The sequence below is a fragment of the Prevotella sp. E9-3 genome, from assembly GCF_022024015.1.
GTDB lineage: Bacteria > Bacteroidota > Bacteroidia > Bacteroidales > Bacteroidaceae > Prevotella.
Genome location: NZ_CP091786.1, coordinates 3,375,062 through 3,390,238, shown reverse-complemented (window position 1 = coordinate 3,390,238; position 15,177 = coordinate 3,375,062). Strand labels below are relative to the sequence as shown.

Below are 15,177 nucleotides of genomic sequence, written 5' to 3'. Positions count from 1 at the left end.
ACTACCAATTTGATATATTTTGGTCGAAAAATTTGGTTGAATAAATAAAAAAACGTACCTTTGCACCCGCTTTTGATGAGAACTAAAATTGTCAAATAGCAGAAGGTTTGGTCCCTTCGTCTATCGGTTAGGACGAGAGATTTTCATTCTCTAAAGAGGAGTTCGACTCTCCTAGGGACTACAAAAATAAGGTTAAATCCGTCATCTGCGTAGTGATGCGCTACTGGTGAAAGCTGGGAAAGGGTGGCGGAGGATTTTTTTAAATAGGATTGCCTGTTTATAAAATCCGCCCAGGGCAGCCATCGTGCGCAAGACCCATAAGCTTTAATATTAACATCAAAAAAATTAATTCAAAAAAAATGGCAAATCACAAATCATCGGTGAAGAGAATTCGCCAGGACAAGAAGAAGGCACTTCACAACAAGTATTATGCAAAGACTATGCGTAACGCAGTTCGCAAGCTTCGCGCAATGACCAATAAGGACGAGGCTGTTGCTCTCTATCCAAAGGTTCAGAAGATGCTGGACAAACTGGCTAAGGTGAATATCATCCACAAGAACAAGGCCGCTAACCTGAAGTCAAGCCTCTGCCTGCACATCAACAAGCTGGGCTAAGCTTCTGGAAAGAACCATAAAAATATAGCCGTACATTCCTTAACATGGATTGTGCGGCTTTTTCTTTGTAACAAACATTAAAAACTGGAAAATAGACATGAGAATAGGCATTATAGTAGCAATGGACAAGGAACTGCGTCAGTTGCAGGAGGTGTTCAAGAATAGTGATGTGCTGGTGCAGAAGTGTGGCATTGGCAAGGTGAATGCTGCTTTAGGCGCTCAGCGAATGATTAACGAGTTCCACCCCGACTGCATCATCAGTAGTGGATGTGCCGGTGGAAATGGTGATGATGTCAATATCCAGGATGTGATTGTCAGCAGCGAGTTGTGCTATCATGATGTGTATTGCGGTACTGCTATTGACGAAAATACTATCTATGGCCAGGTACAGGGCCTGCCCGCCCGTTATCAGGCCGATTCCTATCTTCTTCAGAAAAGCTTAGAGTGTAGAGAGATACTATCCTCACCAGATAAGTCTTGCGGAGCGGAACTGAACTCTACACTTCATACAGGTCTCATCGTGACCGGCGACTGGTTTGTGGATTCTAAGGAGAAGATGCGTGATATTATCGGTCATTTTCCGGAGGCAAAGGCTGTAGATATGGAGTCGTGTGCCATAGCTCAGACTTGTTATATCAATAAGGTGCCGTTCATCTCGTTTCGCATCATCAGCGACCTGCCCTTGAAAGATACCGATGCCTCGCAGTATCATAATTTCTGGGACAACGTAGCTGAGCGTTCATTCCAGATTACAAAAACCTTCGTCGAAAAACTATAGTCTTTTTATTATACGATTTCAATAATGGAAGTAATACAGAGTTTCACTATCGATCATACACGCTTGAAGCCAGGCATTTACGTTTCTCGTGTGGATAAAGGGTTCACCACTTTCGACCTGCGCATCACCGAACCCAACAAAGAACCTGCTGTGGCTCCCGCCGCCATGCATAGTCTGGAGCATCTGATGGCCACATGGTTCCGCAACTCTGAGGCGAAGGACAATGTGGTATATGTAGGTCCGATGGGCTGTCTCACGGGTATGTATGTCATCATGACTGGAGAATATACTGTCGAGGATATGCGCCGACTCACCATCGAATGCCTACAGTGGATTCTCACTCAGACCGAAGTGCCCGCCACGCGTCCGGAGGCCTGCGGCAACTACCTGTTGCACGATCTGCCCATGTGCAAATGGGAGAGTGCTCGCTATTTGGACCGTCTGCAGCATGATTTCCACTGCGAATATACAAAACTCCAAATCACCCTTGACGACGGTAAGGTGTTCGCTGACGCTTAGAGAATACTAAATTATAAAAAAACAGGGCGGCACATTCCTTGCGAGTGTGCCGCCCTGATAAGTATTGAGAAAAGGGAAAATGCTATTCTTCTTCTTCCCAGATGTCAGAACGACGTGAAAGAACTTCACCTTCTTCGTCGGCGTCAGTATTAACTGTGCATAGTTGAGGTACTGATGTGGCAACCATTTTCTGTGTTTCCAGTCTGAAGAGTGTTGTCAGCGGAGTTTGATATATCTTTTTCATAATGTTTTTTCCTTTTTTTGAGAGTTACTTAATCATGACTTTACGAATAGAACCGTCTTCCATTTTCAGAATGTTCATACCCTTTTGTAGAGCGTTCTGACGTACACCTGACGTGTTGTAGATTTCGGACTTGCCACTTGTCAGCGCCTCGATGGTCTTGACGGCAGTGGTCTGATTGTCGTCATCGAAACTGAAGAATAGTGCACGTGCATTATTATTAGGAACGGTGAGGTAAGCACGGTAAGCTCCAACAGTGGGTTGCCCTTCACCAACCTTGTAGAAGGCCAATATATCATTGTTTTTCTGCAGTACATACGATCCTACTGGTGCAGGAGTACTTGTATAAACACCGGTGAGCAGTCCAGTGGTATAGCTATCAGCAGTGGCTGTTCCATAGCCAGTAAGAGCATCGCCTGTATATCCATCTTCTGCATAGAGAATATATGGAGTGTTAGCGGCAGGCTCTGTAACTTCTTCGAGTGTGAGTACGTCTCCTTCAGTTGCTGCGCATGAGTAAGCCTTCACACCGCTTGGCAGTTCAGAGGTGAAGGGGAATATGCGAGTGGCAAACTTATTATCAGAAAGAATCGTAATAGGAACACTTGTTTGATTGACTTCAATAATGCGAATGTCACTGCGGTCGGCATTTGTGAAAAAGTCATTGTTGTCCTTTCCGTTTGTTCCAATATTCTTCTGGGCCTCAGTGTTGTAAAGCTTCCAGACATTTTCTGTAGTAGTGATATCGATTCTTATCTTTAATGCATAAGTCTCATTTTCTGTTGTGCGTATTCTTGACTTATCACCACTGGCATTTTCGTTATAGCCATATTGTGTGCATATATACTTCGTATTGCCATCAGCGTCGATGAAACTTAAAGTATAAACATTCTTTTCTCCATCAACAGGTGTAAAGATAAAGCCCTGTGCATAATTGATATTTGGGTCAAGCATATACTTATATCCGTAGCCACCTTCAGTTTGCGAGGGATTTACATAGAAAGTTAAAGCCTTTCCTGAATAATCAAAACTGCTGGAAGGTGTTACGTTGATGATTCCATAGCGTTTACCTTCATCAGGAGCATTCAATTCTGCTTCACCAAATGTCGCTATTGCAGCGTTCAAATTGTCAATTGCCGTCTGAATGGTTGCACCATCTGCGTCTGCGTTATCATATACGCCTTGTGCATCAGCAATAGCACTTGAAAGTGTTGAGGCTGCAGAAGAAGGAATCTGGAATACGCCCGTACCCACGTTGGTAGTTGTTAATGTCGTAGCAGAAGAAATCAAATCATTCAATACAGGTTTCAAACCATTATAGAATAGTTGGAAATTATCAGCACGGAACCATCCTTTTGTGTCATTATTCACATTATTTCCCTGTGAATAAACACCTATTTTTACACTACTTGAACTGGTTTGAACAAAGTCTGCTGTAAGTTGTTCCCAATTTTTTTCACTGTTCAAATTAGAGGATGGATTGTCAGTACCATTATATGCATAAATATGTTGCGCCTTTTTGTTCCCTGACCCGGTATAAAGATACCCCTTTAAAGTGTAATTTCCAATAGGTAAAGTAACATTTTGATATACTTCTATATAGTTAATTTGTGATGCCCATGCATTATAGTATTTTTCTCCATCTGCAGATTCGGATTCTGCTGTATTAACTTTGCATTCTGTACTTCCGGAAATATTCTTGTTGACAATCCAACCAGTGTCATCACTTTCGAAACTAGGATTAGAAAGTTTGAATGTCCAATCAAAGGGATGTCCATTTGTTGGCTCTGCACCTGTTACATAAGTCTGGCGTGCAGTTTCCAACGTGTTGTAGTCAGTGTTGAGTGCATCGGCTGTTGTACAGTTCTCTTTGTTTGTTGTCGCAGTGTTGATGGCAGTCTCGATGTCGGTCTTCGCACCGGCTGAGTTTGTCATCTCATTGGTGGCCAGGGTGATGAGTGCATTCAACTTGTCGTAGGCTGCCTTTTTTCTTATTAACAGGCGCTTGTTTTTAGGTGATTCTCTTGTTTTGCTAATAATATTCTGTGTCGAATGAACAAAAAAAAAGACCCTCGAGGGTGTCGAGAGTCTTTTTTCTATATAGTAATGAAAAAATGTGGCTTAATTCTTGTTGGCCTTCTTGCGCTGGTCGTGGTCAAGGATGATCTTACGCATGCGCATTGACTTTGGAGTAACCTCCACCAGCTCGTCTTCCTTGATGTACTCCAAGCATTCTTCGAGCGACATCACTGTCTTCGGAATAATGCGAGCCTTGTCGTCGGTACCCGATGCACGAACGTTGGTGAGCTGCTTGGCCTTGCAAACATTGATCACCAGGTCGTTGTCGTGAACATGCTCGCCCACAACCTCACCCAAGTAAACGTCTTCGCCTGGATCAATGAAGAACTTACCGCGGTCCTGAAGCTTGTCGATAGCATAGGCATAGGCAGTGCCGGTCTCCAGGGCAATCATTGAACCGTTCACGCGGCGCTCAATCTCACCCTTGTGTGGCTGATACTCCTTGAAGCGGTGAGCCATGATGGCCTCACCCTGAGAAGCGGTGAGCACGTTGGTGCGCAGACCGATGATACCGCGTGAGGGAATATTGAACTCGATATTTGTGCGCTCGCCCTGACTCTCCATTGAGGTCATCTCACCCTTACGACGGGTCACCATATCAATCATCTTTGAGGCAAACTCCTCGGGAACATTGATGGTGAGCTCTTCGATAGGCTCGCACTTCACACCGTCTATCTCCTTGTAGATAACCTGGGGCTGACCCACCTGCAACTCGTAGCCTTCGCGACGCATGGTCTCAATGAGCACAGAGAGGTGCAGCACACCGCGGCCCGAGACAATCCATTTGTCGGTAGAATCCTCGAAAGGTTTTACGCGCAGGGCAAGGTTCTTCTCCAGTTCCTTTTCCAAACGGTCGTTGATGTGACGTGAGGTAACGAACTTACCTTCTTTACCGAAGAAAGGTGAGTCGTTGATCATGAACAGCATCGACATTGTAGGCTCGTCGATAGCAATGGGAGGCAGTGGCTCCGGATTCTCAATATCGCAGATGGTATCGCCAATCTCAAATTTTTCCAATCCAATGACAGCACAGATGTCGCCGCACTCCACCTGGTCTATGCGCTGATGACCCATACCGTCGAAGGTGTGCAACTCCTTGATCTTTGTCTTCTCCATCGAACCGTCGCGATGGCAGAGCGTTACCTGCATGCCATCCTTCAAGGTGCCGCGATGAACACGTCCCACAGCAATACGTCCTGTATAGCTGGAGTAGTCGAGCGAGGTGATCAGCATCTGTGGAGTGCCTTCCAACTGCTTTGGAGCGGGAATCACTTCGACAATCTTATCAAGAAGATAGGTAATATCTGTGGTTGGCTTGTTGTAGTCTTCGCCCATCCAGCCGTTCTTGGCCGAACCATAAACAACGGGGAAGTCTAACTGGTCTTCAGTAGCATTGAGCGAGAACATCAGGTCGAAAACCATCTCATAGACCTCCTCGGGGCGGCAGTTAGGTTTGTCAACCTTGTTCACAACCACAATAGGTTTCAGTCCAATCTCCAATGCCTTTTGCAGCACAAAGCGGGTTTGAGGCATAGGGCCTTCGAAAGCATCTACCAACAGCAAGCAGCCGTCGGCCATGTTGAGCACGCGCTCTACCTCGCCACCGAAGTCAGAGTGTCCCGGAGTATCGATGATGTTGATTTTTGTTCCTTTCCAGTTAATTGAAACGTTTTTGGAAAGGATGGTGATGCCACGTTCGCGTTCCAGATCGTTGGCATCAAGTACTTGACTGCTGAGGTCCTGTCCCTCACGGAAAAGATTGCCTGCCAGCATCATTTTGTCCACAAGCGTTGTTTTGCCGTGGTCCACATGCGCAATAATCGCAATGTTTCTAATATCCTGCATATTCTATTTACGTAAATTGCGTGCAAAGGTACAACTTTTTTTCGAAATATGCTTGCCTTTCAAGTTAAATTCATTTTTTCTGGCCTGACTATGCTTATTTGTGGTCATTTCATCCTACTATACACTATCCCATAGTGCATTAGAATTTGCTTTGCCTCGAATTTCGAACAAGCGATCTTTGATTCAGGCCACAAGAACAGAGTCGGCAATCCTGTATTGCGAGAGGCCTTGTGATCCGCAGTAAAAAATTCCCTATGGATATACAATCCATTAGGGAATATCGTAATCAGTACCTGTCATCTTAACCCCGTGGATCAAGCTCCAGTTTACTCGATTTGTGTTTAACTATTTTAATGCCGAGAGTCTTTGATGCCTTTCACCTTTACACCCCAGCCAGAAACTGTGGTCTTGCCATTTTTTATAGCACCGAAGAAATAACTATGCTTCTCCGACTCAAACTCTGGGTCAAGAATAATATCCATGCCACTTTCCTTCTTTGCCTTATAAAGAGCCTGTGCCTGACGTTTGGTCAAACGACCATAGTGATTAGAACTTCTCAGCTGTTTGTTGCCATTAGAAATGGTAGGAATGCCAAATACAGAACCTGTTTCAATAGTTGCAGTTACACGCTTGGCGCTGGCATAGTCAATATCTGCTTCAGCATATGTGCTGATAGCATTCTCGCTGATGCCTTGCAAAGGAGCGGTAGTACTATAACTTGCACAACTGCTTACACCCATGGCTACAATTGCCACTACAAATCCTAAAAGAGTCTTTTTCATTGTTTTTTGGTTTTTAGTTTGTTAAATTAAAGTATAGTTCTCGATTTGTAAATGCAAAGGTAATTCTTTTGTGTCAAAGAGACAAATTTTTCCACACTATTTTTAGTATTATCATCCATTTCCCTTCACCCTGTTACGCGTCTTGCATCGCATCTGGCATTTCTTCATAGTTATTTCACCACTTTTTCTTCAGGAAGTAACGTGGTCAGTATCCATTCTTTCAATTTTTCAAATGTGCTAAAATTGGCACATAGATAGAATATATATATCAAAATAGAGAACGGTCACGCTGATCCGCAGTTATCTACACTCTTCCATATCTTTTCTGGCTTAGGATAGCGTATTTCAAAAAAAACTATGAAAGAAATGGTGTTTTATATAAAAAAGCATACCAATAAAAGAGTTGAGAAGCAAAAATCTTCTCAACTCCGATGAATCTCTCTATTATTAAAGAATAAGTATTAGCGCACTACGATCTTCTTGCCACCGATAATATATAGTCCTTTGGAGAGTTGACGAATGCCCTTTTTCACCCGTATACCGTTCAGGTTGTAAATGGTGGGTAAAACGGCTTTCGAGCCACTGACCTCGCTAATACCAGTCGGGTTGACAGGGGTAAACTTATAGCGTTTCGATACCATGTTGAACTGCAGGAGGTAGTGGGTGTCCCCATCGGTAAGAGCAGGCAGTTTCCAGGCTCCTCCCATATTTTTGTCGTAGGTAAGGTAGCCTTCCAAGTCTTCACATCCGTCATAAGGAGCTGTGATAAAGTATTCGTTCCAATCACGTGTTCTGATGGCTTCCTCGCTGGCAATTTTGAACCAACCTTCAACATTAACTTCTGGACTAGGAATGGTGATTTGATAGATGAGACCGTCTTTGTTCTCCAGCAGATAGCTGTCGTCGGCGATATTCCAATTGTTCAACCAGCCTATATAATAGAAATTACCGAATGTCTGTTCCAATGTGCGCTGCCACATGAGACTGAATGGAGAGGACTCCCAGATGAAGCGTGTATCATTGGTATTGTAAAAGTCGTAGAAGCCAGTGGCTGCGTTAAAGGTCACAACGTAGTTGCCAGCAGGAACAATCATCTCTTCATTGCCGGGCTTGGCATAGCCAAACGAACTGCCGCTATCCCCCCAGGGCACACCTGCCACTAAGAAGTGTAGGCGTCCAGTCTGCTGAACTGTGACATTGCCATACCATACGAAACTGCCTGGGCATTGCTTCAGGGTGGCAGAGCCAACACCTGAAAGGGCTACGCTGTTCACTTGTCCTTCAATGTCATCAACTTTCTTCAGAGTGAGGTAAGGAGGGTGTTGCCATTCGCCATTGTCGTTCTTCTTCCATTGAACGTTGAAATCCAACGTAACCTCGTATGTGCCCGATTCTTTGACTGTGAACATTTGACCGGCATCGGGCATGATGTTTTCGGTATAGGAATTGTATTCTGTGCCATTCAAGGTGCCGTCGGATGAGTACATGTAGTAGCCTTGCTTCATGCGGCAAATCCAGAAAGGCTTGTCTTCTTTCAGGTAGACGGTCTGGGTGAACTTTCCTGCACTATACCATCCGCTCTCAAGGCTATAACTTTCAATATCGATGTCCATAGGAATCATGGAAGTGCCAATGCCTGCGGATTCGCGAAGCTGCTTTCCATCACCAATGCCGTCTCCTATAAGGTAGAAGTTTGTGGAGTTGATGTTATTAGCATAGGGAACGACGGTCAACTTCACGACATTAGACACACTTTCTCGACGACCGATAGTAGCTACGCAGCGAAAGTATATATCAATGGTTTGGGGACAATCAGACCAGCGTTTGACCCGCTTCCAACTAAGCAGAGCCATATTCAACTCCTCCGTGTTGATTTCGCCATTAAAGAATGGATAATAAGTGTAGCCAGTGTAAGGAATGATTTCATCTGAATTGGTTGTCTGACCGAAATTGCCCGATGGCGACATCTGCAAACGGATAGTCAACTCAGACGGGTCTGCGCCAGTGATGCCAGGCGTGTTCCAGCTAAAGTCCAGTCTTTCCACATTGCGAAGTGAAATGGGGTGTTCGGTATCGCTTGTCGTGCTGAGAGCGAACGTCTCATCAAGGGTAACCTTATTGATATCCATGTAGCCCGGGTTCTGTTGGTAGTCTGATTTTAAGACCATTATTTCTTCAGGCAAAGGGAAACGACTCAGGTGGTCGCTGATGGCGATGCCTGACCGCTGACCACCCTTCCAGTCCCATAGATAGTTGCCGCCCGTGAAGAGGTTCATGCGGATAAGGTCGCTGCGACGGCGACCTTCGAACATGAACTCGCGAGCCCACTCGTCAGCAATGTCATTAAGCGTGACTGTAGGCAACTCATTGGCATGGGCACGGGTACGCAACTTGTTCAGCATGCTGATGCCCTCAGGCGTACATGTTCCGTTATTCAGACGGGCATCCGCCTCGGCAATGGTCAAGTAGGCTTCGGCCAGTCGCATCAACGGGAAGTCGGTGTCGGCAAACTGTGTACCAGGCGATGTGCCATCGGAGAATACATTGGTGAACTTCACGAACCCATATCCCTGACGGCTGTCGTCGAAAGTTTCAACAACCTGTGAACGCCCTTCCGTATAGAACAAGGCACGGTCGTCTGCATTCAGTTGGAACTTATTCACAATGTCTCCACGAGCGTGAACACCAGTTTCCCAACGTTCAGTAATACCGTTGTCATATTTCGAATTGACTGTTGAGGCTATCAGATAGGTGGTACAGCCCCATGAATATGGGCGTTGGGTTGCATCGATGGCAAACAAGGTTTCGTGTTGTGCACCATTCGTGGCATTGTCGCCCATGAAGAGATAACGGTAGTTGCTGCACAGGGCGTATGCATTGCTGTCAATGACTTTCTTGGCATATTCGCGAGCCAATTCCCACTGTGACGTGCCAGTATAGACAAAGGCATTCAGGTAGAGACGGGCCAGCAGCAGCCATGCAGCAGCTTTTGACGGACGGGCATAGCTTTCGCTACCAGGCACGGGGAGATCGGTCTCGCAAGATTTCAGTTCAGAGACAATAAAGTTAAACAAAGTCGTGCACCCAACCTGTTCGGGTCGTACAACGGTGTTATCCTCGTATGCCTGACATTTGCTTATGAACTCTTCTTCAGTCATGATGCTGGTATCGATGCCTGCAGCCCTGGCATATTCGTAATATCTGCCAAAAAGGTTAATATTAGTTGAGGTCATCAGTGGAGCATTGCCGAACAAGTCAAGGACGTGGAAATAGAACAAGGCGCGCAGGAAACGCACCTCAGCACGACGCTGTTTCAGTTCGGCTGGAGCATTCTCTAAATAAAGGTTTGCATTGAAGATACCGATATAAAGACGCCAGAACATACATTTCGGTGAACTTGTCTGATGAGTCCATTGGTTCCAGTTTAGCTCCGGAATGCCAGGATCGTTCCACCAGCACATGGCCTCGTCGGTGGGCAACTCGTTGAGGTTCCATAACATTCTTACAAAGTCGGTGGAACCAGTATCGTAGTTGTCAATATCGCCCAAGCCGTTATCATCGAATGGACTAGCCAACATACGATATAAAGTTTGATAAGTGCTCTCTTCGTTGAAGTTTACTGTTTGTCCTTTCATGGGTAATAAGGATATGAACAACGATAGCACAGCAAAGGATAATTTTTTCATAGGCATGATGTTTTAAGTTATTTAAATGCAAAATACGTAAAAATTGAGCAAATTCACAAGCGGCAGCTAACTTTTAACAAACATTTATATCTAAAAAATCTCCTCACTTTCCACTTTCATTAAAAAGTAGTACCTTTCTCCCCTAATTAGCGAAACGGCATATTGCTTCCAGAGAAACGGCCTATCTCTTTAAGAGATACGGCATGCTGCTGGCAGAACTATGGGAAATACCTAAAATTTAGGCGTGGATGTAGATATTGGTATTAATTCATTTTCTTCATTAACCTTGTAAAAGGGATTCTCAGAATGAAGGCGGATATGTGTCAGACGGTTGCAGTTTTTGAATACTTCCTTGCCAATATTGCGGAGAGATTTGGGGAGGTTGATGGAATAAAGGTGACTGCAATAGGAAAAGGCATAATTGCCAATGTCCAATAAGCCTTCAGGGATTGTGACAGAAAGAAGTGTATTGCACGATGTGTAGGCATTATAGCCTATCTTAGTCGTTGTTGATGGCAGTCTCACGGCAAGAAGATTTTCGCATCCGCTAAAAGCCGCATTTCCCACTTCCTGGAGTCCATCATGAAATACTGCATAATTGAGATTACGGCAACGAAAGAAGGAACGATTTCCTATTCGTTTCAATGTTCGTGGTGCTACGAAGTGAGACAGATAGTAGCAATCAGAGAATGCGGTATCAGGTAATGCCTCCATCTCAACCTGTTCCATATCAACAGTACGAAGCAGGCCTTTCTTCGACATCTCCCGAAGAGTGAAAAAGTCTATACCATTCATCTTTCCTTTCAGTTTGATGTGGCGAGTAGTAAGCCGCTCTTCTGGTGTGAGAAGTTTTACAAGGGTGCCTGCCTCGCTAATGGTAACCTCTTTCGTTTCTGCCTGATAACTGTTGTCGGCCACATCAACCAGCATCCAATGTTGCTGACCATAGCCTCCCAAATCGCTTAATTCGTAGTAGCCGTTATCATTGCCACCCCATCCCATGTTTACATGTACCTTGCCTTTCTTGCATCCATCAATGATAAACAGATGTCCTTCTCCCTTTTCATTGGTTCCTCGATAGAGAACGGGCCTTCCTGCCTTCAGTTCCGAGAAAATAAGCTGTCGGTACAAGCTGTCTCGCTTAGGTGTTTCAAAATCAGAGCGGTTGTAGATGCTCATATAGTTGCTATATCCGAAAAGACGCTTCATTGCACCCATAATATACGAAAGTGAAGTGCTGCTCCGTTCGTCTCCATATTCGGTAAAGGATGATACGCCGCAGTCGCTGATGAGCTTTGCTACAGCAACTATTCCCTCTTTCTGCACGTTAGAAGTCAGCGAGTGGAACATCTGGCTCCAGTCATATTCATACTTCCCATCAGGGCTCATTGACGGATAGCGGTGATAATTCACCACCTGAGCCATAGCCACAGGGCCACAGCCAGCCAGTTTGTAAGTATTCTCACCATTATTATTGTCTGTCTCAGGGCATAGCAGGTTGAATGGGTAATGCTGTCCCCATTGAGTCTTTATAAGAGGTTTTACTTCTTCTGAAAAGACAAATTGTGATAATACTACTAACGAATCCCTGATTAGCTCATCAGTAATCACTACAGGAAGAGGCTCGGTGCCAGCATATTCTTCCCATGTGCGCTCTACGAGATGTTTTGGCAACCATCCTTTAGCTTTTGCCGCAGTCACCTGTGAAGAAGTCATCGTATTCCGATCATTTGTATTGCTTCTGATACATAGTTCTGCCTTAGTGACAATTGGCAGGTTCCTTATCAGAGAATCCATGATCGCACCATTGAACTGATTGTGCCAACAGCGTATCCGTTCGAGTGCAGTACATCCTGACGTGTTAAGTTCTGTAAGAGAATTGCCGCCACACATCAAGAATCGCATCGCTTCATTTTTCGAAACGTCAAGTGAGGTTAACTGGTTCCGTTCAACCCTTAGATATACCAATTCCTTATTTTTCGAGACATCGATGTACTTGACTTGGTTCTTGTCTAAGTTAAGGCTTTCCAATGCCGTAAAGTATTCTATTCCCTTCAGGTCATGAATGTTTTTGTTTGACACATTCATCTCCGTAATGTCAGCAATCTCCTTGTCAGACAGCACACCGTCTTTGCCAAATGGCTGCGACAGTATCCAATTTCGGAAATTCGGGTCAGGGAAGTTCTTTTCGCTGATTTCAACGTCTGCCCATATGATACTTGTCACATACAGCATGAGCAGCAAGAGGAAAGATCTGTTCATATATTCTTACACCTATATCTCCATTAGTTGAAAGTACTATTATTGTTATTGCAAAGGTATTACTATCTTCCGAAACGACAAAAGGAATTTCTCTTTTTCCTTTGAGAAATCAATGTCTGCACAATGATTGTAGCAACATTACTTAATGAAAAATAATGTTAAAACAGACAGGTAAACAGAAAATCTTCATTCCATTTTATCATTATTTTACATAAAAGTAGTACCTTTGCACGCGCTTTTCGGAAAGTCCGAAGCATCTGACAACGCAAAGCTTCCGCAGTGATTAGCAGGGCGAGCGTAGGAAAGATGTAAATGAGCACAACAAATCAATTAATCACATTTATTTAATTATGTATCTCGATCAAGCAAAAAAAGCAGAGATTTTCGGCCAGTATGGCAAAGACGCTAAGGACACTGGTTCAGTAGAGAGCCAGGTGGCTTTGTTCACCTATCGTATTAAGCACCTCACTGAGCACCTGAAACAGAACCACAAGGATCACGTGACCGCTCGTTCACTGACCATGATGGTAGGTCGTCGTCGTAAGTTGCTGAAGTACCTCTACAACACTGACATTAATCGCTACCGTGCCCTCATCAAGGCTCTGGGTCTGCGTAAATAAAAGATGTAGAGAAACTATAAAGCCCTGTTCGTTAAGAGCAGGGCTTTTTTTATTGCAGAATTTCTCTGAGCGATCTCTCGCAAAGTTCTTTCTTTATTGCAGAATTTCTCGTAGTGGTTTCATTACAAAGTCCCTTTCCTGCATCAACGGATGGGGGATTTTCAGATCGGGGGTGTCGATGTGAAGATCGTCGTAGAGAAGAATGTCTATGTCTATTGGGCGGTCATGGTAGTGGATGAGCGGTTGCTGGTTGGCGGTGACAGTGCGCTCGGTGGCGTGAGAACTGTTTTTGCCTAAAGAGCGTTCGATGGTCTGTGTTTGCCTCAACACCTCGTGAGGCTTGAGTCGGGTGCTGACACAGATAACGGTATTGGTGAACAGATGGGCTGACTCAAATCCCCATGGTTCAGATATATAGAAAGCTGATTGGCGCACGATGGTGCCAATCAGCTTTTCTATTTCTTTATAGGCCATGAGGATGGTTTCCTGGCTGTTGCCAAGGTTGGAACCGAGTCCCAGGTAAACGGTATGAAAATCAGAATTCAGATTCTTCACCTCTCATCTCTCAATTCTCACCTCTCAATATCAATCGTCCAGAATCAGGAGACTGTCGCCATAGCATCCGAACTTATATTCGTTCTTCAGGGCCAGTTTGTAGGCCTCGATCACCAGGTCGTAGCCGCCGAAGGCAGCAGTAGCCATCATCATGGTCGATTCAGGATGATAGAAATTGGCAATCATGGTGTTGGCCATTCCAAACTCGTAGGGCGGGAAGAGGAACTTGTTGGTCCATCCGTCATATTCCTTCAGCATTCCGTCGGTGCCAACGGCAGTCTCAGTGGCACGGGCCACACTCACACCCACTGCACAGATGCGATGACCGGCATTCTTCGCCTCGTTTACAATATTGCAGCATTCGTTGGTGATGATCATCTGCTCAGAGTTCATCTTGTGCTTGGTCAGGTCTTCCACCTCGATAGAGTCGAAAGCACCCAGACCGCAGTGAACAGTAAGATAGGCGAAGTTAAAGCCGCGAATCTCCATCATCTTCATCAGTTGCTTGCTGAAGTGCAGACCGGTAGAGGGTGCGGTGACAGCACCTTCGTTCTTGGCAAAGATGGTCTGGAAATTCTCCATGTCGTCGGGCTCTGCTGCACGGCGCTCTACAATATAGCGGGGCAGGGGAGCCTGGCCCAGTGCATAGAGCTCGCGCTTGAACTCATCGTGATCGCAGTCGTAGAGGAAACGCAGAGTACGGCCACGTGAAGTGGTATTGTCGATGACTTCGGCCACCATTGGGCCGTCACCGTCGAAGAACAACTTGTTGCCGATACGGATTTTGCGTGCAGGCTCTACCAGCACATCCCACAGGCGGAGTTCCTCGTTCAGTTCGCGCAGCAGGAATACCTCAATCTTGGCATCGGTCTTTTCTTTTGTACCATAGAGACGGGCAGGGAACACCTTCGTGTCGTTGAAGATGAAGGTATCGCCTTCGTCAAAGTAGTTCACCAAGTCGCGGAAGGTCATATACTGGTCGGTATCGTTGCCTTCTGCATCTTTCTTGAAGAGTTCAATTTTCTCACTCTTACGGTGTAGCACCATCAGTCGTGACTGGTCGCGGTTGTACACGCGGTCAACTGTTCCATCCTCATTCTCGAAAGCACGATGAGGGGGATAAAGGGCGATGAGCTCTTCAGGAAGTTTGAATTTGAATTGTGATAGTTTCATCAATATTTCGGTGTTACGTGATT

General features: G+C 45.1%; 12 protein-coding genes and 1 tRNA gene. 5 read left to right on the top strand and 8 right to left on the bottom strand.

What is annotated here, in order from left to right:
• The first annotated feature begins 109 nt into the window (after nt 1-109).
• From L6475_RS13145 to L6475_RS13130, 4 genes are all read left to right on the top strand, one after another.
• A tRNA-Glu gene (locus L6475_RS13145) sits at nt 110-181 on the top strand.
• 178 nt (nt 182-359) lie between these two features.
• Complete coding sequence (rpsT, locus tag L6475_RS13140; protein WP_237820770.1) at nt 360-614, top strand: 30S ribosomal protein S20; 255 nt, start codon at nt 360-362, stop codon at nt 612-614.
• Nucleotides 615-711: 97 nt separating this feature from the next.
• Nucleotides 712-1,392 carry a 5'-methylthioadenosine/S-adenosylhomocysteine nucleosidase gene (gene mtnN, locus L6475_RS13135; RefSeq protein WP_237820768.1) on the top strand — a complete coding sequence of 227 codons (681 nt, stop codon included), beginning with the start codon at nt 712-714 and terminating at the stop codon, nt 1,390-1,392.
• 24 nt (nt 1,393-1,416) lie between these two features.
• A complete protein-coding gene (locus tag L6475_RS13130; protein ID WP_237820767.1) occupies nt 1,417-1,911 on the top strand; it encodes an S-ribosylhomocysteine lyase in 495 nt (164 codons plus the stop codon).
• 82 nt (nt 1,912-1,993) lie between these two features.
• Here the strand turns inward: L6475_RS13130 and L6475_RS13125 are convergent, their stop codons facing one another.
• The 6 genes from L6475_RS13125 to L6475_RS13100 all read right to left on the bottom strand — a co-directional run bounded on the left by L6475_RS13125 (nt 1,994) and on the right by L6475_RS13100 (nt 12,806).
• Complete coding sequence (locus L6475_RS13125; protein ID WP_237820766.1) at nt 1,994-2,155, bottom strand: hypothetical protein; 162 nt, start codon at nt 2,153-2,155, stop codon at nt 1,994-1,996.
• A gap of 24 nt (nt 2,156-2,179) precedes the next feature.
• Nucleotides 2,180-4,120, bottom strand: coding sequence for a hypothetical protein (locus L6475_RS13120; RefSeq protein WP_237820765.1), 1,941 nt, complete (start codon nt 4,118-4,120; stop codon nt 2,180-2,182).
• Between the two features lie 153 nt (nt 4,121-4,273).
• Nucleotides 4,274-6,076, bottom strand: coding sequence for a translational GTPase TypA (gene typA / locus L6475_RS13115; RefSeq protein ID WP_237820763.1), 1,803 nt, complete (start codon nt 6,074-6,076; stop codon nt 4,274-4,276).
• A 350-nt stretch (nt 6,077-6,426) separates the two neighbouring features.
• A complete protein-coding gene (locus tag L6475_RS13110; RefSeq protein WP_237820760.1) occupies nt 6,427-6,858 on the bottom strand; it encodes a hypothetical protein in 432 nt (143 codons plus the stop codon).
• Nucleotides 6,859-7,319: 461 nt separating this feature from the next.
• The gene (locus tag L6475_RS13105) at nt 7,320-10,544 is read right to left on the bottom strand and encodes a RagB/SusD family nutrient uptake outer membrane protein (protein ID WP_237820758.1); all 3,225 of its coding nucleotides are present in this window, start codon (nt 10,542-10,544) and stop codon (nt 7,320-7,322) included.
• A gap of 231 nt (nt 10,545-10,775) precedes the next feature.
• Nucleotides 10,776-12,806 (bottom strand): C10 family peptidase, encoded by a 2,031-nt coding sequence (locus L6475_RS13100; RefSeq protein WP_237820756.1) that lies wholly within the window; start codon nt 12,804-12,806, stop codon nt 10,776-10,778.
• A gap of 350 nt (nt 12,807-13,156) precedes the next feature.
• Here L6475_RS13100 and rpsO point away from each other — a divergent pair, with 350 nt between their 5' ends.
• On the top strand, nt 13,157-13,426 hold the full coding sequence (gene rpsO, locus L6475_RS13095) for a 30S ribosomal protein S15 (protein WP_237820753.1): 270 nt from the start codon (nt 13,157-13,159) through the stop codon (nt 13,424-13,426).
• Between the two features lie 93 nt (nt 13,427-13,519).
• On the opposite strand, the gene folK is transcribed toward rpsO, so the two are convergent.
• Both folK and queA read right to left on the bottom strand, forming a co-directional pair.
• Nucleotides 13,520-13,981 (bottom strand): 2-amino-4-hydroxy-6-hydroxymethyldihydropteridine diphosphokinase, encoded by a 462-nt coding sequence (gene folK / locus L6475_RS13090; RefSeq protein WP_237820751.1) that lies wholly within the window; start codon nt 13,979-13,981, stop codon nt 13,520-13,522.
• A 30-nt stretch (nt 13,982-14,011) separates the two neighbouring features.
• On the bottom strand, nt 14,012-15,154 hold the full coding sequence (gene queA / locus L6475_RS13085) for a tRNA preQ1(34) S-adenosylmethionine ribosyltransferase-isomerase QueA (RefSeq protein WP_237820749.1): 1,143 nt from the start codon (nt 15,152-15,154) through the stop codon (nt 14,012-14,014).
• Nucleotides 15,155-15,177 lie beyond the last annotated feature (23 nt).

Coding starts and splice junctions, on each gene's coding strand:
- L6475_RS13110 (WP_237820760.1), bottom strand. CDS start 6,858: ATGAAAAAGACTCTTTTAGGATTTGTAGTGGCAATTGTAGCCATGGGT.
- L6475_RS13100 (WP_237820756.1), bottom strand. CDS start 12,806: ATGAACAGATCTTTCCTCTTGCTGCTCATGCTGTATGTGACAAGTATC.
- queA (WP_237820749.1), bottom strand. CDS start 15,154: ATGAAACTATCACAATTCAAATTCAAACTTCCTGAAGAGCTCATCGCC.
- L6475_RS13105 (WP_237820758.1), bottom strand. CDS start 10,544: ATGAAAAAATTATCCTTTGCTGTGCTATCGTTGTTCATATCCTTATTA.
- rpsO (WP_237820753.1), top strand. CDS start 13,157: ATGTATCTCGATCAAGCAAAAAAAGCAGAGATTTTCGGCCAGTATGGC.
- rpsT (WP_237820770.1), top strand. CDS start 360: ATGGCAAATCACAAATCATCGGTGAAGAGAATTCGCCAGGACAAGAAG.
- mtnN (WP_237820768.1), top strand. CDS start 712: ATGAGAATAGGCATTATAGTAGCAATGGACAAGGAACTGCGTCAGTTG.
- L6475_RS13130 (WP_237820767.1), top strand. CDS start 1,417: ATGGAAGTAATACAGAGTTTCACTATCGATCATACACGCTTGAAGCCA.
- typA (WP_237820763.1), bottom strand. CDS start 6,076: ATGCAGGATATTAGAAACATTGCGATTATTGCGCATGTGGACCACGGC.
- L6475_RS13125 (WP_237820766.1), bottom strand. CDS start 2,155: ATGAAAAAGATATATCAAACTCCGCTGACAACACTCTTCAGACTGGAA.